This is a genomic window from Citrobacter sp. RHBSTW-00599 (assembly GCF_013784065.1).
Lineage (GTDB): Bacteria > Pseudomonadota > Gammaproteobacteria > Enterobacterales > Enterobacteriaceae > Citrobacter > Citrobacter braakii.
The window spans coordinates 2375883-2397258 of record NZ_CP056717.1; the positions used below are offsets into that span (position 1 = coordinate 2375883).

Here is a 21376-nt window from a genome sequence, read left to right on the forward strand (position 1 = left end):
TATGGCTAAGCTACCGCGCCGTAAGTGCGCCAACAAAGCATGCCGCCAGTGGTTCCATCCGGTACGAAACGAGCAGATTGTTTGTTCGTACGAATGTGCCAGCGCATATGGCAAAGAGCAGACCAGAAAGGACAGGGAGACCGCCCAACGCCAGGAGTCTGCCAAACAGCGCACCACTGAGAAAAAAGAGCGAGCCGCCTGGCTCCGGCGTAAAGCTGCAGTTAAGCCGTTGAAGCACTGGGAAGATTTAACCCAGCGCGTAGTCAATGACTACATTCGCGAGCGTGACCATGAGCTGCCGTGCATTAGTTGCGGTACGTTCGATACCGTCCAGTGGGAAGCTGGTCACTACCGGTCACGCGGTAAGGCATCACACCTGCGCTATAACGAGGACAATATTAGTAAACAATGTCACCACTGCAACGTGCAACTGTCGGGTAATCAGCAGCAGTACCGGCTTGGGCTTATAGAGAAAATCGGGTCTGAACGCGTTGAGGCTCTCGAAAACAACAACGCCCCACACCGATATGCCATCGAAGAACTCGAAGCCATCAGGAAGCATTACAGCGCATTGCGTCGCGAGTTAATTAAGAGCAGGGAGGCAGCATGACACCAGAACTGAATGAGGTCCTTCGCGTTCGCTGGCAGCGATTGCGCTTATATCATTTCCCGGGCTCTGTGCTGACGGACTACCGGATACTGAAGAATTACATCAAAACCATAGGCGGTGCTGTATGAACACTCAATTTCTTGAATACGTGCGCCAGCAGCTGATGGTGGCCACCGCCGATTTAAGTGGTGCGACGAAAGGGCTGTTGATGGCCTGGCTTGAAAACGCACAGTTCGATACTGGAACGTTTAAACGTAAAAAGCCTCGAGTGATGGATGAAGTGACCGGGAAAATGATTACGTTGGATAACCCACCAATACCCGGCAAACAGTCGCATGCTAAGGGATCGCACATTCCCCTGGTGCAGCCAGTTGAATACTCCACTGCATCGTGGCGCCGCGCGCTGATGTCACTCGAAGAACCCCAGAGGGCCTGGCTACTGTGGAACTACAGTGAGAATGTGCGCTGGGATAATCAGGTGCTGATTACTCATTGGGCGTGGTCGAAATTCTGTGAACATCTGGCCGGGAAGAGGGTGGCGAAGAAGACCGTCGAACGGTTGCGACAGCTTATCTGGCTAGCGGCACAGGATGTGAAGGCTGAATTGGCTGGGCGCGATGTCTATCAGTATGGTGATCTGGCTGAGCTGGTGGGGGTTAACAAAACAAACTGGTCTCAGAATTACGTGGAACATTACGATGCGATGATCAGCCTGTATAAGGGGCTCGATTCCCAAGCGCTACTTCATGTTTCGCGATCACGTTCACAACAAAAGACAGCAAATTATCAGCAAGGTATTGCAGAAATGAACTAATTAGCATATATTTCGTGTAAATCTGATATTGTGCCATTGTTGTATGCACTGGCAGTAAATGAGTATTCAAGCCCGAGGTTAACGCCTTGGGCTTTTTGCTTTATAGCGATTTAAGAATTTCTAAAACCACTCTGAGACCAGCCTCGTATAATTCCCTCATACTTACAGGAGGCGATATGGATAACGGGTTTTACTGGATCCAGTTTAATGGGACCGCTCAGGTGGCATATTTTACCAATGAGATTTTTGAAGACCTGGAGACAGGCAAAACGATTACTGGAGTCTGGCATCTAACCAGAGGCGATGATATTTGCCACAACGGTGAAGTTGAAGTGCTCGAAGGGCCGTTGCAGCCACCGAAATAAAAAACACCAAACATCCAATCCCTGGCTCTCGTCGGGGATTTTTCATTTCAGGCTCACGGGAATCATCCGCTACGTGCTTTGTTGATAAATCCAGCCCGTGAAGCCTGACCCTTACATCACACACATCGCCATCCGAAAAATCGGAGGTGAGGCTATGACCAGAATGAGCACCATTTACAGCAGACTTTCATATGGAACAGGAACCACGCTGACCGGCTGCGGTGTATCAGCGAAGGCATATGCCGAAACAGCTAAAACAGCAAAAGAGGTGTCCTGGATGTTGGCCGACAGGATTGCAGGATTAAGCCTGAGCGACTGGGCAATTATTGTCGGTATCGCATGCACCGTTATCACCTGTGCAGTGAACTGGTACTACAGGCAAAAGGAAAGGGAGGACCGGCTTAATGGCAATGTCACCAAAGCTGAAGAATAAACTGAGCGCAGCGGTCGTTGGTTTGATTCTTGCCGGGGCTTCCGCGCCCGTGATTCTCGATCAGTTTCTGGATGAGAAAGAGGGTAATAGCCTGACGGCGTATCGCGACGGCGGCGGACTCTGGACGATTTGTCGTGGCGCCACGATGGTTGATGGTAAGCCAGTAGTTCAGGGCATGAAGCTGTCTGCTGAGAAATGCGCCCAGGTGAACGCCATAGAGCGCGACAAGGCGCTGGCGTGGGTTGAGCGAAATATCAAAGTACCGCTGACCGAACCGCAGAAAGCCGGGATCGCGTCTTTCTGCCCATATAACATCGGCCCCGGAAAATGCTTCCCTTCTACGTTCTATAAGCGCATCAATGCAGGCGACCGTGAAGGAGCCTGTGAAGCTATCCGCTGGTGGATAAAAGACGGTGGCCGCGATTGTCGCCTGACTAAAGGCCAGAAAAACGGCTGCTATGGGCAGGTAGAGCGGCGAGACCAGGAAAGCGCGCTGACGTGCTGGGGGATAGACCAATGAAAATTAATCCGGGTCTTATCGGCGTTGTCGTTATTGCTGGCCTTTCGGTCGCTCTCGTAAAGAGTTGCTCAAACGCCAGTACCCTTCAGAGCGATAACGACGTTCTGCGAAGTGACAACACTTTGCAGGGGCAGGTAATTGCTACTCAGGCTTTCAACTTCAGCCGATTCAATCAGATTACAGAGCACGCTAATAAGCTGAATTCTTTGATTGATGTGAGCGCTGAAGAGACCGTTATCGAATACAGAGAGATTCTCCACCGTGAAAAAACTTGTGATCTGCCTGTTCCTGCTGACATTGCTGGTGGGCTGCTCGAATACGCGTACCGTTTACGTTCCAGCGCAGTGCACGCCGATCCCGGCAAATCTAACGCAGCCGATGATAGTGCCGCTTCCACCAACGCAATGACTTACTGCCAGGCTGTTCTCTGGATTAAGCCGCTGCTGGCCGTTATTGAGAAAGGCAACAACAACTTTGCTGGTATTCGTCAGATTGAGCAACAGCGCTAACCCTTAGTTCGCAATCGAGTTGATAACAATCGGGTTTCTAGAGAAAAAGTCAATGGCTTACTCTCTTAAATGGTAGTAATTTATCTGGCATTAACTTGTACGAAAGAGAGCCGAAATGGAAGTTAGAGGGAATTATCGTTTAAGGCCAATTTCAGAACTTGGAAGCGGGACATTTGGACGTGTAGAGAAAATCGAACTATTCAATTCTAGTGAGCATTTTTGTGGCTACTACGCGCGCAAAAGTCTCGCAGTCAATCACGACATTGTTGGTTCAATCTTCAGCCCTGATGACTGGAGAAGAAGATTTGAGAGAGAAGTGACTTACCAATCTCGCTGTCGGCATTCAAACGTTGTCCCTGTTTTAATACATAATCTCTATGCTGAGAATCCGTGGTTTGTTATGCCGCTAGCTGATACGGATCTCATGAAGGAGATTGAAGGAAACGTATTAAGCGATGATGAAAAACTATCGGCGATTAGAATGATGTTACTCGGCGTCGAATTTATCCACAGTCGCGGGTATCTTCATCGAGATCTCAAGCCTGAAAATATCCTAAAGTTTTCTGATGGGCAGTACAAAGTGTCTGATTTTGGTTTAGTTAAGCACGATGACCCTAGCGCTGCTTCAGCAGTGCTAACGAATATAGCTGTCACCATGGGAACAGATGGCTATAAAGCTCCAGAGGTGAATAGGGGTTTGTACAGTCCTAAAACTGACATCTATGCAGCGGGTGCCATAGTGAATATTTTAAATTTAAGCCATGTGGATGGTATTGATGCTTTGATAGGCAAGGCTACAGCTTACAAACCGACTGCGAGATATGATTCGGTCAGTGAGATGCTTGTCGATCTTAACGCCATAATTGAAGGGAGGCAGGCATGATAAATCTTCTGAGTTGTGGCTTTTTCTCATGCCCAAAAGATTCCGATCGCGGCAATCAAGACTCATATGTTTTGCCAGCTCCGACAGGTAACGGATTTGTATTTGCGGTCGCTGATGGCGTTGGTTCTTATGAGGGCGCCAAAGAGATAGCTGATGCTGCTACTTCTGCTCTAAGGTCTTCCAATAATGAAAGCATCACGGACATCCAAAAAACATTTCTGGATCTCAAAGAGAAGGTTGATGCGGTTGTAGATGCTAAATCCGAATGGATCAATGCAGCGACCACGCTTTCATTCTGTTTCATTGACCATGAAGCTTTGTATGTTGGACATATTGGTGATACCCGCGTCTATGTTAAAAAAGGCGCAAAGCTTCAGTTGATAACCAAAGATCACACCCAACACCAAGAACTTTTTGATGATGGTATATACACAAAGAAAGAGTTACGTGATCTGCCAGGTAAAAACACTCTCACATCGGCGATATCCAGAAACATTGCTTTACGCTTCCAAAGTGTCAAGTTGCCGCTATCAGAGCTGGCTGATGAAAATGGGCTCATTACTGTTTATATCATGTCTGATGGAGCACATCACTTCTGGGAAAAAAGACCAAGGCTCTCACTTGAAACTATTTCGAAAGCACCAAAGTTTGCCGCAAGTTTGCTGAGAAGGATTGAACGGTCCGGACCTATAGACGATTACACATTGATCGTTGCATCTTTCCAAACATCGAAATAGCCGTAAACCGCCTTCGGGCGGTTTTCTATTTTCCTGCAGCTAGCTATCTACATCAGTTTTATCCCCATTAGGGAGATATGGACCGAAATAGTTGCAAATGGAGATATTCAATCGAACCAGCTTTGCATTGGTGCGGTCCCTCCTGGCTGGGTGCCCTGCCACGGGGCAGCAGCGGCGCGGGATTTGGAGCATTTTTGATTTTTCACGCAACCATTTCAGCATTTGATGCTGATGACGGTAACACTATCCCCGAATACACTGGGTTGGTTGCATTCTCTGATTCAGAAGAACACGGTGTGCTTCAACTTGACTGAGCGGGCATTACAGCAGGCATTCACTGAGTGCCTGTGATAATGCACAATAACTCCTCGTCATATGGAGGGGTTATGGAAGAGAAAGAGCAGTGGTTTTTTTCATGGAATGCTTACGATGCAACCACATGGGAGCACTTACCGGCGTATTCGTATGGTGAAGTCTACAGTTGCGATGGTGGACAATCCTCAGGTGAAATATTCGAGTCCTTAATGGCTGAAAAACAGAGGCTGCGAGAAAACCTCTGGATACAGTGCGTAGCATTCAACAAAGTTTAACCGCCTCAGGGCGGTTTTTTTTATTGGAGTAAGCAATGGCAAAACCGGACTGGGGTGAGCTTCAGCAACGGTTCCTGTCCGAACATGCCAAATCCGGTATTTCCCCGAAAGACTGGTGCGATGAGCAGGGACTGAATTATACATCTGCGCGGCGCTACATTAAAAAGCCAACTGCGCAGACTGCGCAAAAACCTGCGCAGAAGAAATTGCGCACTGCGCAGAAAGGAAAAAGTGCAGAGGAACTGGTTAACAGCAAACTCAGCCCGAAGGTAAAGCGCTTCATTGCTGAATATCTGAATGACCAGAACGCCACTGCAGCAGCTGAGCGAGCTGGCTATAGTGACCCAAACTATGGTCGTCAGCTCATAATGAATCCTAACGTTGCGAACGCAATTGCGCAGCAGCAGAAAGAGTCGTTAATGCGTACGCTTGGCAGCGCTGACGAGGTGCTTACTCAGATGTGGCAACTCGCCACTTTCGATGCAAACCAGTTATCACAGTATCGCCGCGGTGCCTGCCGCTATTGCTGGGGCTTCAGTCATCACTATCAGTGGCGTGACATGGTGGAGTTCGAGGAGCAACGGCTTAAAGCCCTTGAGCGGAAGGGCAAAGAGCCGGTAGACGTCGGAGGTTATGGCTACGACCACAACCGGGAGCCAAACCCTGCCTGTCCGCGCTGCAATGGTGATGGGATCGGACAGCCATACTTTGCTGATACCCGAAAACTTCCCCCTGATGCTGCCTTGGCTTATTCCGGCGTGAAGCTCGGCAAGCACGGCGTTGAAATTACCGCGATAAGCCGCGAACGGATGTTTGAAGCCGTCATGAAGCGCCTCGGCCTGGCAGATAGTGAATTTGCGCAGCGACTTCAACAGATTGAAATCGAGCGCCGACAACTGGAAGTGGAAAAACTCCGTAAAGAATTGGCCGGCGATGGCGAGGATGATGAACCTACACCTGTTCAAATCAATATCAACGTAGTAGATGCGAGGGCGGACGATGGGGATCAGCCCGACACTTAACATCCCGCAGGCGCGCTTCCTCGCGATGAAGCACAAGTTCAAAGCCTACGTTGCCGGGTTCGGTTCCGGTAAGACATGGGTGGGTTGCGGCGGCATCTGCAAAGGGATGTGGGAGCATCCGAAGATTAACCAGGGTTACTTCGCGCCGACTTACCCGCAGATACGTGACATCTTTTACCCAACGATTGAAGAGGTGGCCTTCGATTGGGGCCTGAACGTCAAAATCAACGAGGGGAACAAAGAGGTTCACTTCTACGAAGGGCGGCGGTACCGCGGCACGACAATTTGTCGGTCGATGGAAAAGCCAGACACGATAGTCGGCTTTAAAATCGGCAATGCGCTGGTGGATGAGTTCGACGTTCTGAAAGCGGATAAGGCGCGTCAGGCGTGGCGGAAAATAATCGCGCGTATGCGTTATAAGGTTGATGGTCTGCGTAATGGCATTGACGTGACCACAACACCTGAAGGATTTAAGTTCGTCTACAACCAGTTTGTTAAGGCGGTAAGGGAAAAACCTGAGCTGAGGCCGATGTATGGTCTTGTGCAGGCCTCGACGTTCGACAACGAAAAGAACCTGCCGGATGACTATATTCCTTCGCTCCTGGCGAGTTACCCGCCGGAGTTGATCAAGGCCTATCTGAACGGCCAGTTTACTAACCTGACCAGCGGCACCATTTATCACCAGTTCGACAGGGTGCTGAATAACTCCAGCGAAGAAGATCAGCCCGGTGAATCGCTCTATATCGGGATGGACTTCAACGTCGGGAAGATGGCCGGAATCGTCCACGTATTACGACTCGGCTTACCACACGCGGTAACAGAGATTATCAACGCTTACGATACTCCCGACATGATTCGCATCATCAAGGAGCGTTTCTGGCTGTATGCCGATGGTGACTATCGCAAGGTCCGGGAAATATATATTTATCCTGATGCATCTGGCGACTCCAGGAAGTCAAACAACGCCAGCAAAACAGATATTGAGCAACTGCGACAGGCTGGATTTAACGTCATCGTTGATGATGCTAACCCGCCAGTAAAGGACCGCATCAACTCCATGAACGCCATGTTCTGCAATGGTAATGGCGATCGCCGATACAAGGTGAACGTGTCCCGCTGCCCGGTCTACGCCGACTGTCTGGAACAACAGGTGTGGGATAAAAACGGCGAGCCGGATAAAAAGAGCGATAACGATCACCCCAACGATGGCGCCGGTTACTTCATTGTGAAGCAATTCCCAATCGTTCGACCTGCATTCTCTATTTCACTGGACACGACATTCTGATGGCCAATAACGATATTACTTACGTTCGCCCTGAGGTCAGGGCGGCGCTGCCTGTGTGGAAAAAAATACGTGACGTGTGCAAGGGGGCTGATGCTGTAAAGGCCGCCGGAAATGATTACCTCCCTTTTCTGGACCCGTCCGATAAGTCTGCACGCAACAAAAAACGCAATGCCGATTACATTCAGCGTGCAGTTTTCTACGCGATAACGGGCAATACAAAGGTTGGTTTATTGGGACTGGCGTTCCGTAAAGACCCGACAATGACCGTGCCGGATAAGCTGATTTACCTTAGTGATAATGCTGATGGTGCTGGCACCAGCATTTATCAGCAGTCCCAGCAGGTTACAGAAAATATTCTGGAAGCCGCGCGCGAGGGGCTGTATACGGATTATGCGGCTGAATCCGCCGAGGCGATCATCCTTCGCTATCAGGCGGATAGTATCATTAACTGGCGAACCAAACGCATTAATGGGCGCGATCAACTGGTGCTGGTGGTTTTACGCGAATGTATGGAAAAGGAAGATGGTTATGCATACGAGGATGAAATCCAGTATCGCGAACTTGCCCTGGAGGACGGAAAGTTTATCTGCAGAGTCTGGCGGAAGTCAGATGATGTTGGTTCTTATGTTATCAGTTCTGAGTATCAGCCAAAGCCAAAAGGTGAGGAGTTCTGGGATGAGATCCCCTTTACCTTTGTCGGTGCACAGAATAACGATCCCAGCATCGACGAGTCGCCTCTGGCTGCCCTCGTTGAAATAAACCTTGGGCATTATCGTAATTCTGCGGATTACGAAGACAGCGTATTTTTCTGTGGTCAGGTTCAACCGGTGATTTCCGGGCTTGATACAGCCTGGCGTGACTGGTTGCAGGATAAGGGAATCCGTGTCGGTTCTCGTTCACCTTTTCTGTTGCCGAAGGAGGCGAGTTTTACCTACGCCCAGGCGCAACCAAATACACTGGCTAAAGAGGCGATGGACAGTAAGCGTGATTATTCTGTTCAGCTTGGCGCAAGGCTTATCGAGCAGAACAGCGCGGTTAAAACCGCCACGCAATCCAGCGGTGAGCAAACCGCATCTACTTCGGTGCTCGGCATTTGCGTTTCCAATGTTTCTGAGGCCTATACGCTGGTACTCGGCTGGTGCGCCAGATATCTCGGTATTAAAGCCGAGGAATACCGTTACAGCATCAATCAGGAGTTCATCGCCAAAGTCGCTGAATCCGGCATGGTAACGGCAATCGTCAATGCATGGCAGTCCGGCGCGATTCGCGACACGGATATGGTCAGAGCGTTGCAGAAGCTTGACCTGATAGATCCAGCTGATAACCCTGAAACCGTCATTGACGCCATTCGTAACGGCGCGCCTAACCTGATTGGTGGCAATAATGGCAACGGCGAATGACAAACTGCAGGATGAATCCTTAGCCCACGCAATATGGGTTAGTCGCTACAGCACAGGCGTTGCCAACAGGATGATAAAAATTCTGAATGACAGCGACGCCGAACTTACCGCCAGGCTGCTGGTGGCTATTGATACGCTGGATGCTGAGAGCTTTACCGTTTCGCGTCTGCAAGCGTTACTGGTAAGCGTCAGGGCGATAAACAAGGATGCCATTCAGTCGATGTATGCTGCTCTTACTACCGAGCTACAGGAACTGGCGAAGCACGAAGCCACTTTTCAGATGAGTCTCTTCCAGTTTGCCATTCCCGACGCTGTTCTGGCTCTTCATCCGCTGGTGGGTATTTCCCCTGATGCGGTTTATGCCGCGGCGATGGGACGTCCATTCCAGGGGCGTTTGCTAAGCGAATGGGCCAGCAACCTCGAAGCTGATCGGATGGCGCGTATATCCAATACGGTGCGGCAGGGATTTTTGCTTGGCGATACGCAGGAGCAAATCGCAAAAAAGGTCCGTGGACATGCTAACCGTGGTTACCAGGATGGTGCGCTGCAGATGAGCCGAGCCAATGCAGCCAGCATTGCGAAAACAGCAGTAGGGCATCTTGCATCGACAGCCAGACATAGCTTTGCGGCGGCGAACGACGACATTCTGAAAGGTAAGCAGTGGTTATCTACTTTAGATAACCGGACATCAAAGGATTGTCGGATCCGCGACCGCCTTAAGTACACGCTGGATAACAAACCGATAGGTCACAAGGTGCCTTATCTACAGGGGCCTGGTCGCATACACTTCTGTTGCCGCAGTACCGAAACCTACATCCTCAAATCCGCTGAAGAACTTGGTATTGATGTCCGTGAATTACCGGAAGGTACTCGTGCCTCAATGGACGGACAGGTTGCAGGTGATACCACTTATTCTGAGTGGCTACAACGGCAGCCATTTTCACGGCAGAAAGAAATACTTGGCGAGACTCGTGCGAAAATGATGCGCGATGGCGTCATAAAATATGATGAGTTCTTCACTGACAAGGGGGAATGGCTGACGCTAGAGCAGTTGCGTGAGAGGTCAGTACTGGCAACAAATCTAGATTCAGCGAATTCGGTTGAAGAAGTGGCTAAATGGATGACTGGCCGCGTGGCGCAGGAGGTGAGATTTCCTGATGGTGTCTCCCTGGATTCAGCGAAAGAAGCGGCACAGGCCGCATTTGATGTTATACAGCGATTCAGGCTACAGCCCGTTTCGGCTTTTGGTGACATGCTGGAAGTACCAGCATCTATCGCCGGTGCTTATGAACAGTCAACACGAACAGTGCATGTTGCCGGTTGGGCACTGGATAGCAGTGAATGGGATTACATCAGGAAGAACAGCGAAGGTGTCGATATGACGATGATGGTGAGAGAGCATCTTGTGAAGGCCGTATCTCAGGACGTTCTGGATGTTTCACCTGCGGATCTTCCCTATGTAGCCACACCATCAATAAAGGGGACAGTATGGCATGAGTTAGGTCATCATTTGTATTACTCACGCACTGATGTTGGTGGCATGGTAGAAAGCGCATATGATGAAGGCTGGTGGCGCTCCATCAGCGCCTATGCGTCCGAAGCGCCGAAAGAGCTTTTCGCTGAAATTATGTCGGCGTATATGAGCGGTAATCTTGACATTATTAATCCCGAGATCCTCCAGTGGCTGAAACAAAATTCCCGTTCCTGAAAAAAGCATCAGATCTGGCCCACGCAGACCCATTGCCTGATGACATCCTTGAACAACTGGACACTATCTGCAAAGAGGCTGGAGAAACCACGCCGGAAGGCCGAATGATCGGCATCTTGATAGGCTCGGTTTACACCCGGTTAAACAACCCTGATTAAGCGTTAAACGTACACACATAGCCCTGGCATCTGCCGGGGCTTTTTTATGGGCGAGGCCCGGCAAAATCCCGAGGGGAAAATATGTTAATCCGAAATATGCTTCTGAAATATTGTGCGCCTGAAGGCAATGGTGAGGGTGCTGGCGGTGGTATCGAAATCACCCCTGAAATCCAGAAGATGATTGATGAGCGCGTGACCAGCGAAGTCACGGGCCTGAAAACGAAAAACAGAGAACTGCTGGGCACCATTAAACAGCAGAAAGAAAACCTTTCCCGCTTTGATGGTATCGACCCGGACGCTGTGCGCGGCATTCTCCAGCGTTTTTCCGACGATGAAGAGGCGCAGCTGATCGCCGCCGGGAAAGTTGATGAGGTTCTGGATAAGCGCACTGAACGGTTACGCGCTGATGTTGATAAGCAAATCAAAGCCGCGAATGAACGCGCTGAAAAGGCTGAAGCGTTCTCCAGTAAATTCCGGGATCGTGTTCTCGGTGATGCTATCCGCAGTGCCGCGCTAAAGGCGGGAGCATTGCCGGAAGCGTCCGACGATCTCATTCTCCGTGCCAAAGGCACTTTCCAGCTCAACGATGATGGCGAGGCCGTAGCGGTTGATGCAAATGGCGATGTTCTGTTCGGAAAAGACGGTAAGACTCCGTTAACCCCTGTCGAGTGGGCTGAATCTCTGAAAGAGACGGCCCCGCACCTGTTCCCGCGCGCTGAAGGCTCCGGTGCTGGTGGTCACAAACCAGTTGGCGGCGGAAGCCTCAAACGTTCAGAAATGAGCTCAAGCAATAAAGCGGACTACATCCGCAAACATGGCCAGCAGGCCTATCTCAAATTGCCTAAGTAAGGACTAATCAATGCCTACGACCGTAAACAGCGATCTGATTATTTATGATGACCTCGCGCAGACTGCGTTTCTTGAGCGTCGCCAGGATAATCTGGAAGTCTTCAATGCCGCCTCAAATGGCGCAATCATTCTTGATAACGAGCTGATCGAGGGGGATTTCCGCAAGCGTACCTTCTATAAAGTTGGCGGTTCTATTGAGTCGCGCGACGTTAACTCCACTGACCCGGTAACGGGTAAAAAAATCGGTGCCGGTGAGTCTGTCAGCGTTAAAGCGCCGTGGAAATACGGCCCATATGAAACCACCGAAGAAGCGTTTAAACGTCGTGGCCGCGATGTTAGCGAATTCTCAGAGGTGATTGGCGTAGACGTAGCTGACGCAACGCTTGAAGGTTATATCAAATATGCCCTTCAGGGACTTGTCGCAGCCATTGGCGCTAACGCTGATATGGCGGTATCAGCGGATATAGCCACTGATGGTAAGAAAACCCTGACCCGAGGCCTGCGTAAATACGGCGATAAATTCAACCGTGTTGCGCTGTTCGTAATGCATTCCACGACCTATTTCGACATTGTTGATCAGTCTATCGACAACAAAATCTACGAAGAAGCTGGGGTGGTGGTTTATGGCGGACAGCCAGGCACACTGGGTAAGCCTGTACTGGTAACCGACACCATGCCTGTTGATGCGATTCTGGGGCTGGTGGCCGGCGCGGTATCCGTAACGGAATCGCAGGCTCCGGGTTTTCGTTCCTACAACATTAACGACCAGGAAAACCTTGCGATCGGTTATCGCGCAGAGGGTACGGTTAACGTTGAACTTCTGGGTTACAGCTGGGATGAAACGAAGGGCGCTAACCCTGACTTGACCAAAATCGGCACTGGTGCGAACTGGAAGAAACATTTTACCAGTAACAAATCCACTGCAGGCGTACTGATCAAGCTGGAAGCCCCTACGGGGGAGTAACCCTGTCAGCGGATAAAACTTCCGCAACTGCTGACAGTACCGACGCGGTGACCGTTTCGCTCAAGTACACCAAAAATGGTGCAGGAGTCTCAGGGGCATCTGTAGCGTGGACGTCTACTGGCGGTACGCTAAGCGCTTCGACATCACAGACGGGGTCTGCAGGCGGCTCGACGGTGAAACTCACCTCTGATACGGCCGGCTCCTTTACTGTGACGGCTACCGTCGATGATGTGGTGAAAACAACTGAAGCGATTGCGTTCACTGCTCCAGCGGGTGGTTAACTGACGGGGCGTAAGCCCCGTTTCTTTTGGTGAGATCTCAATGACCGTTTATATAACAATCCAGGACGTTGACGAGTTGCTGGGTGATACCTGGGCTGCAGCCGACATAAAGGCTAAAGCCTTGCTCCAGGCAAACACCTGGATGACGGCTCTAAACCTTCAGGATATCGACTTGGAACATATTCCCGAAGAGGTTAAGCAAGCCGGAGCGTTTGTCGCTTCCGTAGCAGCTGCTGGCAATCTGTATCAGCAAAAGACGGATTCCGGCGTGGTGACGAGCAAAAGCGTTGAAGCCGATGATGTGAAAGTCTCAAAAACATTTGCCGAGCTTTCAACCTCCAGTACTGAGCTACTCGATCCCGATCTGCAACTGGCGTTTGCCATGCTCAAGCCATGGATGCTTAACCCGATTCAGACGTTCTTTGTGAGGGCGTGATATGGGAATACGTGATGAATTCCAAACTGAAGTCGCCGCAGCATTCGATACCGACCTGCAGGATGCTGTTAAGGATTTCACTGGAACATACACCCATCGAGGTGACTGGGATCCGGTAACGGAAACCGGCAGTGAAACGCAGGTGATGTATTCAGGGCGCGGTGTTATGGCGCGGTACAAACTCCGTCGTATCGATGGCGTTAATATCCTGCACGGTGACCTGAAATTAACCGCCCTGGTTAACGAGGTGACCGATAGGCCAGCAGTCGGGCACTTTGTCACGGCGCCGGAACCGATAACTTGTGTACCTCAGCGTTATGAGGTCATAACCGCCGCTGTTGATTCCGCTGGTGCTGCGTATTCCATCCAGTTACGGAGGGCGTGATATGGCTAAGGGCTGGAGTATTGACCCGGCAGCATTCGCCGGGCTGGTGGCCGATGACGTGAGGTTGCGGCAGCGAGCCATCGCTACACAGTTGCTGAATGAAATCGTGAAACGGTCTCCTGTCGGCAATCCAGAGTTATGGGCGATTAACGCTACCGCCGTCGAGTACTCCAAAGCGGTTGGAGAATGGAACGAATCGCTCTACGACAACCCGGATAATCTGACCAAAACCGGGCGACTCAGGAAGAAAGTACGTGTTAACGACAGCATGGATATCAAACGCCCGGCAGATTATCGTGCGGGTACGTTCAGGGCTTCGCATTTCGTAAGTATCGGATCACCGGATTACTCGGTTCCAACAGAGGAGGACCCGCGCGGAACGACGACATTTCTCAACGGTAAAAACATCATCGATCAGGCTCCGGCCTACTCAGTGATTTATATCCAGTCAAACCTTCCTTACTCCGTACCTCTGGAGAACGGGCATTCAACGCAGGCTCCAGCGGGCGTCTATGCAGTTTCATTTAACGGTGTCGTTCAGGCCTACAAATGACCCTTACAGAAATCAGAAACGCCGTCATTTCCCGAATGACGGCTCAGACCGCTATTGCTTCTGATGCGGTGGACTATCCCAACGGACCGCTATTTGATCCGAGCGGCTGCGATATCTGGGCACGCTTCACCAATATTTCAGGGCAGGCGGGAGCCAAAGAAACCGGGAACGGGCCGGTAGTTCATCGAACCGGTGTACTTATCATTCAGCTATTTGTACCGGTCTACACCGGCACGATTCTGCTTACTCAAACAGCAGACCAGCTAACGGAGCATTTTGAATTCCAGAATGACGGACGACTGAGTTACTTCGCTGTATCGGCAGTCCCGGCGGGCGAGGCCGACGGCTGGTCTCAGCTCAATCTACAAATTCCTTACCGCGCTCTGTAGCGCTTAACTTCGATGGAGGTGACCGCATGTCGAGCGGCGCTAAGGTACTCTCGGCCTTTATCCGGGAGACGACACCAGGAATTACGCCTGCTGGCGTCTGGAATCTTCTCAAACGTACCAATTGGGGCGTTGGCCCGTCCCAGAACACCAACGATAACGACGAAATCGGCGGTACCAGAATGGCGCAGGGCGCTACGCTGGGGACGGTCGATGTTGGCGGCGATGTCGGGGCAAAATTCCGCTATGGCCAGCATGATGACTTTCTTGCTTCGTGTTTTGGCGCAGAGTGGGCAAGCAATGTGCTGACGATGGGGAATGACCGTATTTCCTTCTCTCTTGCGACATATGCTTCGGACGTTGGCATTGCCTCTATTGTTCGTGGCGCGCAGGTAAGCGTGTTCCAGTTGGAAGTTCCGAATGATGGTGACGTTACCGCGACAGTCACATTCGCCGGGCTGGGTTGGGACTCAAAAGCAGACGATACGAGTTACATCACAGGCAGCCCTGCTGATAATGCTGGCGAGTTGCGTTACTCGTTCAAAGAGGTCACGGCAATTAACCTGAATGGCGTCGATGGTGGTGATGGTTTCTGTATTGATACCTTTAACATCCAGTTTGATAACAACGTTCAGACTCAGCGTTGTATCGGTACCGGCTCACCGTATGCCGGGGCCAATATCCCGACTACGTTCACGCCGTCAGGTTCGATCACTTTGTCGTGGTCAAAAGCAGCGTGGGAGGTCTGGAGTAAAACGCTTACCGGCGCAACCGTGCCATTCAGTTTCACACTGGCGAACGACGAAGGACAGTACACGTTTAACTTCCCAAAAGTGCAGGTCTCTGGCGACTGGCCGGATGGCGGCAATACCGACATTATCCAGGTTCAACTGGATATCACTGCAGCTGACGAGTCGCCGACGATTACCCGCGCTGTTACCGTCCCTGCCACGGCAATCAGCGTAACGCCAGAAACTTCATCAGGTAATGTCGGTACTTCCGTCACGCTGACAGCGAACCTTGCCCCGGCTGGTGCGACTGATGCTGTGCAGTGGGAGTCATCAGATCCGACTGTCGCAACGGTGGTATCGACAGGCCAAAAAACCTGCCAGGTAGTCAGAGCCGGCGACGGCACCGCAACGATAACCGGTAAAGTGCGAGGCTTCACCGCCACCGCCGAGATTACCGTAACTGAACCATAAAATTTCCCTTGCCCGTTCCGCTCTACATGGTGGCGCGGGCTTTTTTCATGCAGGAGTTTTTAATGATTATCCTAGCCCCACGAATTGATGTTGGTGGCGAGCGCTGGTTCACACCACTGAAAGGTCTGAAACCCATTGAAGGCCTGAAACTGCTCGTCAACAGCATTGATAACGACCAGTATCGCTCGCGTAATGCTCTTATCCGTCGTCATATTGAAAAAATGGACGCCAGTTACCAGGTTGGAACCAGCGAATTTAGCCTGTCAGCGGTCGGGGAAATAGACTCTGCTGATGATCTGCTTATCGACAACTGTGCGCATTACCTGCTCAAAGACTGGAAGGGCGTTGGTGAGCTTGTTGATGGCGAAGAAGTTCCGATTGAATACACGCCGGAACGCGGAGCTGCACTTCTGAAACAGGAGCCAGCGATTTACTGGCAAATTCTGGCGGAGGCAGCCAGCATCGCCCAGGGCAAAGAGCAGCAAAAGCAGGAAACCGTAAAAAAGTCATCGAAGCGCAGAAGTGGCTGAGTGAATTCGGCGGGGAGCAGGGTGAAAAGGCAAAGTGGCGAAGGGAGAAATTAAAACTCCCGCCAATTCCTGAGCCTGAGATTGATGCTGTAACGGGGGAGATACTCAACGCTTACGCAATGATTTCTCGCGGCAGACAGTATACCGGAATGGCTGGCGTACCGCTCCCGTTGTCCCTGCACGATATCGAGCGCTATCTGGCCTCACGTTCTATCCTGATTGACCGTACAGAGTTTGATGCTTCGATACTTGCCCTCGACGATGCCTGGCGGGATGAGTGGGCGAAGGAACAGAAAGGAAGCAGCAAGAAGAAATGAGCCTCCGCATTGCTCGAAGGTTTTTAGTTTTAGGTAAAATTCAACTATATACTGATGGATCACCGTATGATTGATAGACAAAAACTTGTTGTTTACAGAGCTACAAAACAATACTGTATGTTTATACAGTTGCCGACCTGTTCAAATAACCATGTAACTAATTAGACCATTATTTATTAAAGTAATCTCATCTTACTTCTTATGGGATTGAGCTTTATGGTAACTGAACAGGCCACTTTTACATTTTACAAAATTAACAAGGCCGGATACTACCGAACGGGGGCAAGGGAAGCTGAATTTGGTAGCGTGACAGAGATGTTGGAGGATTTGAAAGCTTGGGCTGAGCCGAAGACACTCAAAGAAACAAAGACTTTTGAGACTGACGAAGAACGATATCCCGCTTACCTTGTTGATTCTCGTTCCTCTGGCAGTGATTGGGCTCTTCTTCTTTGGAATGAAGTTCCCAGCAATGGACAAAGGATGCCTTCTCTTAGTGAGGATTCTAGGTTTGGTGAGGAGCCTGCGGTGATAATGAATCCGATACAAGAGGGCAGTATTCCTGGGTACGCCACTTATTTCTGGTTCATTCCCGAACGAAATCTCATGGCGACGGTGAGATTGCATAACAAGCTTACATCACAAGGCACTTTACAAAAGTATTTGCAATGTTTCCTCAAACAATCGTCTAGGCACGTGAAAGCCGAAGTTGTTGAAACAGAAGAGGGAGCACATGAAGTAAAAATTACTGGTTACATGGCTAATGTTGATGATGTTGATGAGGAAAAGAAGCGTTACTACCCACGATTTTCAACCTCTTTAATAAAAAATCCTGGTCGCCATGAGGTCATCAGGCAAAAAGCTAATTTAATCAAAAAAATTGAGCGAGTGATTGAACTCGATCTTGCTCAACCAGAGCAACTTGGGCTTTGGCAAAAAATGCTCGATTTCATTCAGCTTGGTGCTAACCAGGCTCCTGGTGCATCTACTAAAATTAAATATATTGTTTCACCTGATGTAACTTTAGCTGACGTGAATCAAATGATTGAAGATTGGGATGAAGATGTTTCTGAGGTCAATGATTATGGCTTCATTTTTCAGGGTGAGCCGAACAAAACTTATTGGTTGAGTAATTCTCTTTCGCGCACTCAATTTGATTTACGCTTAGAGAGGGAAAACGATGAGATAGTTAATCTTCAGTCTCTATTAGATGAGCTTGGAGGTAAAAAAGAACGAATACTGAGAGGAGCTGGCTTGTTATGAAGATAAAGGTGGCGTTTATTTTGATTACCGCATGTACTGTGATTGGTGCTGGGTATCTGGGACGCCATATCTCTTTTTCCCAGCAATGGCCGTTATTTGAAGCGCTTAGGACTACTGCTTCAATTATTTTTGCAGTTGTTGGTGCTTGGTTCGCTATTATCTATCCTGAAAGATTAAAAAAATCATTTAAGGGCGGGAAAGAGGATGCCAATGGTAGCGGTATACATCGATTGTTCACCCCCATAGTTCATTCGACAGCAATTTTGGCAAGTGTCTTAATAATAGGAGTGTTTGCTCCTTTATTAAAAGAGTTTGACTGGATTATTCTTCATAAAGTCTTTTTTAGAGGTTTGTCATACGGTCTTCTTGTATTCCTGACGTTATGGCAGCTCATAACAGTTGTCTACAGTTTGATTGGTCCGGATATGGTTAAACGGTATACCTCAAGGCAAAGTACAACTCGCCGTGCTGCCGAGTCTGTTCTCGCTCCGAAGAAAAAAGAATAAACCCGCGACGGCGGGTTTTTGCTTTTGGCCAGCCTTCATTGTCCAAATAGCTTCGATAGCCCAGCTGTAGTTGCAGCTTGCACCACAATTTTAAGGGCTTCCGTTGATAGTTCGCCGAGTGTGGATTTAGCCTTTTCTTTCTGCTCGTCGTTCATGTTGGATATGGCAATGAGATCTTCGAGGATGACCACTGCTTCTCGGTGGAATTTGATGGTCTGGACGTTGAGGATTGCACTAAGCCCACCATCGTTTTGCATAAAATCTACTCCTTTGCATGTAGCGCGCATGTTATCAAGAAAAGAGTAAGGGTCATCACTCCTCTGCTCTCTGATTGTGAGTAGGCCGTGTTCAGCAAGATAAATCATATTTGCAGAGAGTTTAACATCGTCAACCTGCATTATTTCGGAATCAAAACTATCCCATGTGGTGTGAGCTGGGTAGGAGTTTATACAGCAAGAAAGAATATAATGTTGTAATTCGCGGTCATACTTTTCCATGTCGTTTCCTTAGCTTGAGTTTACCATTTAACCTACCCCGGAAGCTCGCTATCTAAAAGCCTGATAAACGATCAGCCAATCGGAGCTGTATTTGTTGCCTCGCTGCCCAAGAAGCCTTGATTGCCTTACAAATTTTGTGTGATAGGATGTTTCCGATTGCAATCAAAGGGACTATATTATGAAAAAAAATCTGGCCGTGGCCTTGGGAGCAGTGCTTTTAGTGGGGTGTACATCGCCCAAGTACAACTATGCGCCAACAACGCAAAGTTTAAGTGAACCACCTGTAGGCTCCGTTAACACGTCCTATGTAGGAGACGCTCTGTTATCTCAAGGTATTTTAGCAAAATACGAAGGGATAAAAGTTACTGCACCAGCAAGAGTTTCATGGGGTTATACAGTGACCCCCGGCAATCTGAAGAAAGTCGGCCAGGATGGAAAGTCCGAATTCTATATGCCTACAGGAATGGCTGATTCTGCGAATGTTCAGAAAGCTGCATTAGCTGATATGTGGCAGGCATTGATGGTCAAAGAAGGTACCAAGACACTCTGTGTTATCACTGTCTTTTCAGTATCAACTTGCGAAGACAATATGCCTTTTGAAAAAACCAACCTAAACATTAGTTCTTCTAATAATTTTCAGCAGACATTGCTGTATAACGGTCGTGTAGGTAATAAAATCAACATTGGCTATCGTGAGTCATCATCTGATATGGCAAGACCTGCCTTCAATAACGATGTCGAATATGACTTATCGGAATCTAAAGTTATAGGTTATAAAGGCGCCAAGATTGAAGTGCTTGAAGCTACAAACCAGAGCATCCGATATAAAGTAATTAGTAACTTTAGATAAAATTATTAATTTCCCCGATGGTTTAAGCCCACTCAGGTGGGCTTTTCTTATGAGGCTATGATGAAAATTCATTCTGCTGTATTTCACCCTAATGGGTTTTTTATTGATGCACCGAACCAGCCTGATTTCTGGGTGCTGCTTAGCCGCACGTTGGGGTGGGGCAGATTCTCGCTGGTGTGCGAATCTTATGAATTTACCCCAGATGGAGGAATTTTTGAATTAGTGGAAGTGCTACCGGCAGGCTCAGAGCCCCCTTCACCACTAATTCCTTCGTCAAATGTTCTATGGCGTCTGCCGGAAGCTGCCGAAGCTTTGAAACGATACTCTGCTTCTCAGATTCGGGAATGTTTGCCAGAGAGATAAAATCCTCAATGGCTGTAAGTGTTTCTCGGTGCAATTTGATGGTTTGAACTTTCAAAATCGCACCTAATCCGCCATCCTGAAGTAAGAAATCAATTCCATCTTTTGTGGCGAGCATCCCTCCAAGCGCCACGCTTGTTGTTGCCAAGTGATTGTGGGAAAACATCCTAATTAAGCCATGTTCAACAAGGTAGCTTATATTTGCCAGAACTTTTTGCGAGTGTTCTTCAGAGTAAAATTCTATATGCTTACGAAATTGCTCATGTGAAGTTGTTTTGGGGTATGCATCCACAGCGGCCTTAAGTATAAGCAGCTGTAATTCTCTGTCGAACTTATCCATCACTTATCCTTGACTGATTTTAAACTCGCTTCCTAAAGAGCGCTTTAGTTTTTACCAGTGTTTTTTTTGATGTGAGCGCCAATCTGAGCCTCAATTGCTGGATGCAGATACGCATCTGGTTCATCAATTCTGAGGTGAGCACCTTCTGCGAGAATATTCAACTGCTGTTGTAGTTTCTTTATGCCCAAAGCTACTTCTGAAAGCGTCAATGCCTTTTCTGTCGGGATGTCATGCATCTCAACCCAAGCCTCGATGGCTGCGACCATTTCTGCGTTTGCAGAGCGACCATTTTTTTCCGCAAGCGCAGCAATTTTCTGCTTAAGATCTTCAGGCAGTCGCAGGTTAACTTGGGGATTTTTATAAGGTCTACTCACGAGATTTCACCATGATACAAATATGTATCATCAGGATAAGTACATATGTATTGACTAGCAATGCGTACCTAAATACTATGTATGCGTACCACATACAAAAGGAGGGAGTATGAAAGTTAAGACATTGAGGATGCCTGAGTGGTTGGAAAAGGCGTTCGAAGAACTGGCTATAAAATCCGATCGATCTTTTAGTAAAGAGGCGGTGCGGGCCATGCGTGAGTACGCGGAGCGACAGGGAATTAAGTGTCGAGA

General features: G+C 49.1%; 30 protein-coding genes and 1 pseudogene. 28 read left to right on the top strand and 3 right to left on the bottom strand.

Going from position 1 to position 21376, the window contains the following annotated elements; translation table 11 throughout:
• Window position 1: 1 nt before the first annotated feature.
• From HV243_RS11575 to HV243_RS11705, 27 genes and pseudogenes are all read left to right on the top strand, one after another.
• On the top strand, window positions 2-610 hold the full coding sequence (locus HV243_RS11575) for a recombination protein NinG (RefSeq protein ID WP_181604034.1): 609 nt from the start codon (window positions 2-4) through the stop codon (window positions 608-610).
• Window positions 607-738, top strand: coding sequence for a YlcG family protein (locus tag HV243_RS11580; protein WP_181604035.1), 132 nt, complete (start codon window positions 607-609; stop codon window positions 736-738). The genes HV243_RS11575 and HV243_RS11580 overlap by 4 nt, the downstream gene beginning before the upstream one ends.
• A complete protein-coding gene (locus HV243_RS11585; protein WP_181604036.1) occupies window positions 735-1424 on the top strand; it encodes a bacteriophage antitermination protein Q in 690 nt (229 codons plus the stop codon). The genes HV243_RS11580 and HV243_RS11585 overlap by 4 nt, the downstream gene beginning before the upstream one ends.
• A gap of 176 nt (window positions 1425-1600) precedes the next feature.
• The gene (locus HV243_RS11590) at window positions 1601-1789 is read left to right on the top strand and encodes a hypothetical protein (protein WP_181604037.1); all 189 of its coding nucleotides are present in this window, start codon (window positions 1601-1603) and stop codon (window positions 1787-1789) included.
• Window positions 1790-1943: 154 nt separating this feature from the next.
• Window positions 1944-2222, top strand: a complete 279-nt coding sequence (locus tag HV243_RS11595; RefSeq protein ID WP_016150496.1) for a phage holin — start codon at window positions 1944-1946, stop codon at window positions 2220-2222.
• Entirely contained in the window at window positions 2194-2742 is a 549-nt protein-coding gene (locus HV243_RS11600) for a lysozyme (protein WP_181604038.1), read from the top strand. Before HV243_RS11595 ends, HV243_RS11600 begins: the two co-directional genes overlap by 29 nt.
• Window positions 2739-3251 (top strand): hypothetical protein, encoded by a 513-nt coding sequence (locus HV243_RS11605; RefSeq protein ID WP_181604039.1) that lies wholly within the window; start codon window positions 2739-2741, stop codon window positions 3249-3251. Before HV243_RS11600 ends, HV243_RS11605 begins: the two co-directional genes overlap by 4 nt.
• A gap of 115 nt (window positions 3252-3366) precedes the next feature.
• Entirely contained in the window at window positions 3367-4134 is a 768-nt protein-coding gene (locus tag HV243_RS11610; protein ID WP_181604040.1) for a protein kinase, read from the top strand.
• Window positions 4131-4871 (top strand): protein phosphatase 2C domain-containing protein, encoded by a 741-nt coding sequence (locus tag HV243_RS11615; protein ID WP_181604041.1) that lies wholly within the window; start codon window positions 4131-4133, stop codon window positions 4869-4871. The genes HV243_RS11610 and HV243_RS11615 overlap by 4 nt, the downstream gene beginning before the upstream one ends.
• Before the next feature lie 386 nt (window positions 4872-5257).
• Window positions 5258-5461, top strand: a complete 204-nt coding sequence (locus HV243_RS11620) for a hypothetical protein (RefSeq protein ID WP_048244212.1) — start codon at window positions 5258-5260, stop codon at window positions 5459-5461.
• A gap of 35 nt (window positions 5462-5496) precedes the next feature.
• Window positions 5497-6483, top strand: a complete 987-nt coding sequence (locus tag HV243_RS11625; protein WP_181604042.1) for a terminase small subunit — start codon at window positions 5497-5499, stop codon at window positions 6481-6483.
• Window positions 6461-7768, top strand: a complete 1308-nt coding sequence (locus tag HV243_RS11630; RefSeq protein WP_131346022.1) for a terminase family protein — start codon at window positions 6461-6463, stop codon at window positions 7766-7768. Before HV243_RS11625 ends, HV243_RS11630 begins: the two co-directional genes overlap by 23 nt.
• Window positions 7768-9168 (top strand): DUF4055 domain-containing protein, encoded by a 1401-nt coding sequence (locus HV243_RS11635; protein WP_181604043.1) that lies wholly within the window; start codon window positions 7768-7770, stop codon window positions 9166-9168. Before HV243_RS11630 ends, HV243_RS11635 begins: the two co-directional genes overlap by 1 nt.
• Window positions 9152-10231 (top strand): annotated as a pseudogene (locus HV243_RS11640) (phage minor head protein); the annotation flags it as partial. The gene HV243_RS11635 and the pseudogene HV243_RS11640, both read left to right, overlap by 17 nt.
• A 617-nt stretch (window positions 10232-10848) precedes the next feature.
• The gene (locus HV243_RS11645; protein WP_131346016.1) at window positions 10849-11034 is read left to right on the top strand and encodes a hypothetical protein; all 186 of its coding nucleotides are present in this window, start codon (window positions 10849-10851) and stop codon (window positions 11032-11034) included.
• 81 nt (window positions 11035-11115) lie between these two features.
• Window positions 11116-11883 carry a hypothetical protein gene (locus HV243_RS11650; protein ID WP_181604044.1) on the top strand — a complete coding sequence of 256 codons (768 nt, stop codon included), beginning with the start codon at window positions 11116-11118 and terminating at the stop codon, window positions 11881-11883.
• 10 nt (window positions 11884-11893) lie between these two features.
• A complete protein-coding gene (locus HV243_RS11655) occupies window positions 11894-12847 on the top strand; it encodes a major capsid protein (protein WP_047500743.1) in 954 nt (317 codons plus the stop codon).
• 47 nt (window positions 12848-12894) lie between these two features.
• Complete coding sequence (locus HV243_RS11660; RefSeq protein WP_131346010.1) at window positions 12895-13128, top strand: Ig-like domain-containing protein; 234 nt, start codon at window positions 12895-12897, stop codon at window positions 13126-13128.
• 40 nt (window positions 13129-13168) lie between these two features.
• Complete coding sequence (locus tag HV243_RS11665) at window positions 13169-13564, top strand: protein singed (RefSeq protein ID WP_181604045.1); 396 nt, start codon at window positions 13169-13171, stop codon at window positions 13562-13564.
• A 1-nt stretch (window position 13565) separates the two neighbouring features.
• Window positions 13566-13949, top strand: coding sequence for a glutamate 5-kinase (locus tag HV243_RS11670; RefSeq protein WP_181604046.1), 384 nt, complete (start codon window positions 13566-13568; stop codon window positions 13947-13949).
• A gap of 1 nt (window position 13950) precedes the next feature.
• Window positions 13951-14502: a hypothetical protein gene (locus tag HV243_RS11675; RefSeq protein ID WP_047418035.1), complete on the top strand. Its 552-nt coding sequence runs from the start codon at window positions 13951-13953 to the stop codon at window positions 14500-14502.
• Window positions 14499-14891, top strand: coding sequence for a phage tail terminator-like protein (locus HV243_RS11680; RefSeq protein WP_181604047.1), 393 nt, complete (start codon window positions 14499-14501; stop codon window positions 14889-14891). The genes HV243_RS11675 and HV243_RS11680 overlap by 4 nt, the downstream gene beginning before the upstream one ends.
• Window positions 14892-14917: 26 nt before the next feature.
• Window positions 14918-16090, top strand: a complete 1173-nt coding sequence (locus HV243_RS11685; RefSeq protein ID WP_181604048.1) for a phage tail tube protein — start codon at window positions 14918-14920, stop codon at window positions 16088-16090.
• A 62-nt stretch (window positions 16091-16152) separates the two neighbouring features.
• Window positions 16153-16620: a hypothetical protein gene (locus tag HV243_RS11690; protein ID WP_047500751.1), complete on the top strand. Its 468-nt coding sequence runs from the start codon at window positions 16153-16155 to the stop codon at window positions 16618-16620.
• Between the two features lie 149 nt (window positions 16621-16769).
• A complete protein-coding gene (locus HV243_RS11695; RefSeq protein WP_103766491.1) occupies window positions 16770-16937 on the top strand; it encodes a hypothetical protein in 168 nt (55 codons plus the stop codon).
• Between the two features lie 216 nt (window positions 16938-17153).
• A complete protein-coding gene (locus tag HV243_RS11700; RefSeq protein WP_181604049.1) occupies window positions 17154-18197 on the top strand; it encodes a hypothetical protein in 1044 nt (347 codons plus the stop codon).
• Entirely contained in the window at window positions 18194-18703 is a 510-nt protein-coding gene (locus HV243_RS11705) for a hypothetical protein (RefSeq protein WP_181604050.1), read from the top strand. The genes HV243_RS11700 and HV243_RS11705 overlap by 4 nt, the downstream gene beginning before the upstream one ends.
• A gap of 35 nt (window positions 18704-18738) precedes the next feature.
• On the opposite strand, the gene HV243_RS11710 is transcribed toward HV243_RS11705, so the two are convergent.
• Entirely contained in the window at window positions 18739-19200 is a 462-nt protein-coding gene (locus HV243_RS11710; RefSeq protein ID WP_249415231.1) for a hypothetical protein, read from the bottom strand.
• A 178-nt stretch (window positions 19201-19378) separates the two neighbouring features.
• Between HV243_RS11710 and HV243_RS11715 the strand changes: the two genes are divergently transcribed.
• Window positions 19379-20050, top strand: coding sequence for a hypothetical protein (locus HV243_RS11715; RefSeq protein WP_181604051.1), 672 nt, complete (start codon window positions 19379-19381; stop codon window positions 20048-20050).
• 193 nt (window positions 20051-20243) lie between these two features.
• Here HV243_RS11715 and HV243_RS11720 read toward each other — a convergent pair whose 3' ends face one another.
• Together HV243_RS11720 and HV243_RS11725 are read right to left on the bottom strand one after the other, a co-directional pair.
• A complete protein-coding gene (locus HV243_RS11720) occupies window positions 20244-20750 on the bottom strand; it encodes a hypothetical protein (protein WP_181604052.1) in 507 nt (168 codons plus the stop codon).
• Between the two features lie 44 nt (window positions 20751-20794).
• Window positions 20795-21124 (bottom strand): Arc family DNA-binding protein, encoded by a 330-nt coding sequence (locus HV243_RS11725; protein WP_181604053.1) that lies wholly within the window; start codon window positions 21122-21124, stop codon window positions 20795-20797.
• Window positions 21125-21376 lie beyond the last annotated feature (252 nt).

Excerpts from the sequence above, each read along its gene's own strand:
- HV243_RS11615 (WP_181604041.1), top strand. The coding sequence starts at position 4,131 with ATGATAAATCTTCTGAGTTGTGGCTTTTTCTCATGCCCAAAAGATTCC.
- HV243_RS11690 (WP_047500751.1), top strand. The coding sequence starts at position 16,153 with ATGATTATCCTAGCCCCACGAATTGATGTTGGTGGCGAGCGCTGGTTC.
- HV243_RS11685 (WP_181604048.1), top strand. The coding sequence starts at position 14,918 with ATGTCGAGCGGCGCTAAGGTACTCTCGGCCTTTATCCGGGAGACGACA.
- HV243_RS11710 (WP_249415231.1), bottom strand. The coding sequence starts at position 19,200 with ATGGAAAAGTATGACCGCGAATTACAACATTATATTCTTTCTTGCTGT.
- HV243_RS11590 (WP_181604037.1), top strand. The coding sequence starts at position 1,601 with ATGGATAACGGGTTTTACTGGATCCAGTTTAATGGGACCGCTCAGGTG.
- HV243_RS11675 (WP_047418035.1), top strand. The coding sequence starts at position 13,951 with ATGGCTAAGGGCTGGAGTATTGACCCGGCAGCATTCGCCGGGCTGGTG.
- HV243_RS11600 (WP_181604038.1), top strand. The coding sequence starts at position 2,194 with ATGGCAATGTCACCAAAGCTGAAGAATAAACTGAGCGCAGCGGTCGTT.
- HV243_RS11630 (WP_131346022.1), top strand. The coding sequence starts at position 6,461 with ATGGGGATCAGCCCGACACTTAACATCCCGCAGGCGCGCTTCCTCGCG.
- HV243_RS11680 (WP_181604047.1), top strand. The coding sequence starts at position 14,499 with ATGACCCTTACAGAAATCAGAAACGCCGTCATTTCCCGAATGACGGCT.
- HV243_RS11665 (WP_181604045.1), top strand. The coding sequence starts at position 13,169 with ATGACCGTTTATATAACAATCCAGGACGTTGACGAGTTGCTGGGTGAT.
- HV243_RS11605 (WP_181604039.1), top strand. The coding sequence starts at position 2,739 with ATGAAAATTAATCCGGGTCTTATCGGCGTTGTCGTTATTGCTGGCCTT.
- HV243_RS11580 (WP_181604035.1), top strand. The coding sequence starts at position 607 with ATGACACCAGAACTGAATGAGGTCCTTCGCGTTCGCTGGCAGCGATTG.
- HV243_RS11720 (WP_181604052.1), bottom strand. The coding sequence starts at position 20,750 with ATGGATAAGTTCGACAGAGAATTACAGCTGCTTATACTTAAGGCCGCT.
- HV243_RS11650 (WP_181604044.1), top strand. The coding sequence starts at position 11,116 with ATGTTAATCCGAAATATGCTTCTGAAATATTGTGCGCCTGAAGGCAAT.
- HV243_RS11700 (WP_181604049.1), top strand. The coding sequence starts at position 17,154 with ATGGTAACTGAACAGGCCACTTTTACATTTTACAAAATTAACAAGGCC.
- HV243_RS11575 (WP_181604034.1), top strand. The coding sequence starts at position 2 with ATGGCTAAGCTACCGCGCCGTAAGTGCGCCAACAAAGCATGCCGCCAG.
- HV243_RS11655 (WP_047500743.1), top strand. The coding sequence starts at position 11,894 with ATGCCTACGACCGTAAACAGCGATCTGATTATTTATGATGACCTCGCG.
- HV243_RS11705 (WP_181604050.1), top strand. The coding sequence starts at position 18,194 with ATGAAGATAAAGGTGGCGTTTATTTTGATTACCGCATGTACTGTGATT.
- HV243_RS11715 (WP_181604051.1), top strand. The coding sequence starts at position 19,379 with ATGAAAAAAAATCTGGCCGTGGCCTTGGGAGCAGTGCTTTTAGTGGGG.
- HV243_RS11695 (WP_103766491.1), top strand. The coding sequence starts at position 16,770 with ATGGCTGGCGTACCGCTCCCGTTGTCCCTGCACGATATCGAGCGCTAT.
- HV243_RS11670 (WP_181604046.1), top strand. The coding sequence starts at position 13,566 with ATGGGAATACGTGATGAATTCCAAACTGAAGTCGCCGCAGCATTCGAT.
- HV243_RS11585 (WP_181604036.1), top strand. The coding sequence starts at position 735 with ATGAACACTCAATTTCTTGAATACGTGCGCCAGCAGCTGATGGTGGCC.
- HV243_RS11595 (WP_016150496.1), top strand. The coding sequence starts at position 1,944 with ATGACCAGAATGAGCACCATTTACAGCAGACTTTCATATGGAACAGGA.
- HV243_RS11625 (WP_181604042.1), top strand. The coding sequence starts at position 5,497 with ATGGCAAAACCGGACTGGGGTGAGCTTCAGCAACGGTTCCTGTCCGAA.
- HV243_RS11610 (WP_181604040.1), top strand. The coding sequence starts at position 3,367 with ATGGAAGTTAGAGGGAATTATCGTTTAAGGCCAATTTCAGAACTTGGA.
- HV243_RS11635 (WP_181604043.1), top strand. The coding sequence starts at position 7,768 with ATGGCCAATAACGATATTACTTACGTTCGCCCTGAGGTCAGGGCGGCG.
- HV243_RS11620 (WP_048244212.1), top strand. The coding sequence starts at position 5,258 with ATGGAAGAGAAAGAGCAGTGGTTTTTTTCATGGAATGCTTACGATGCA.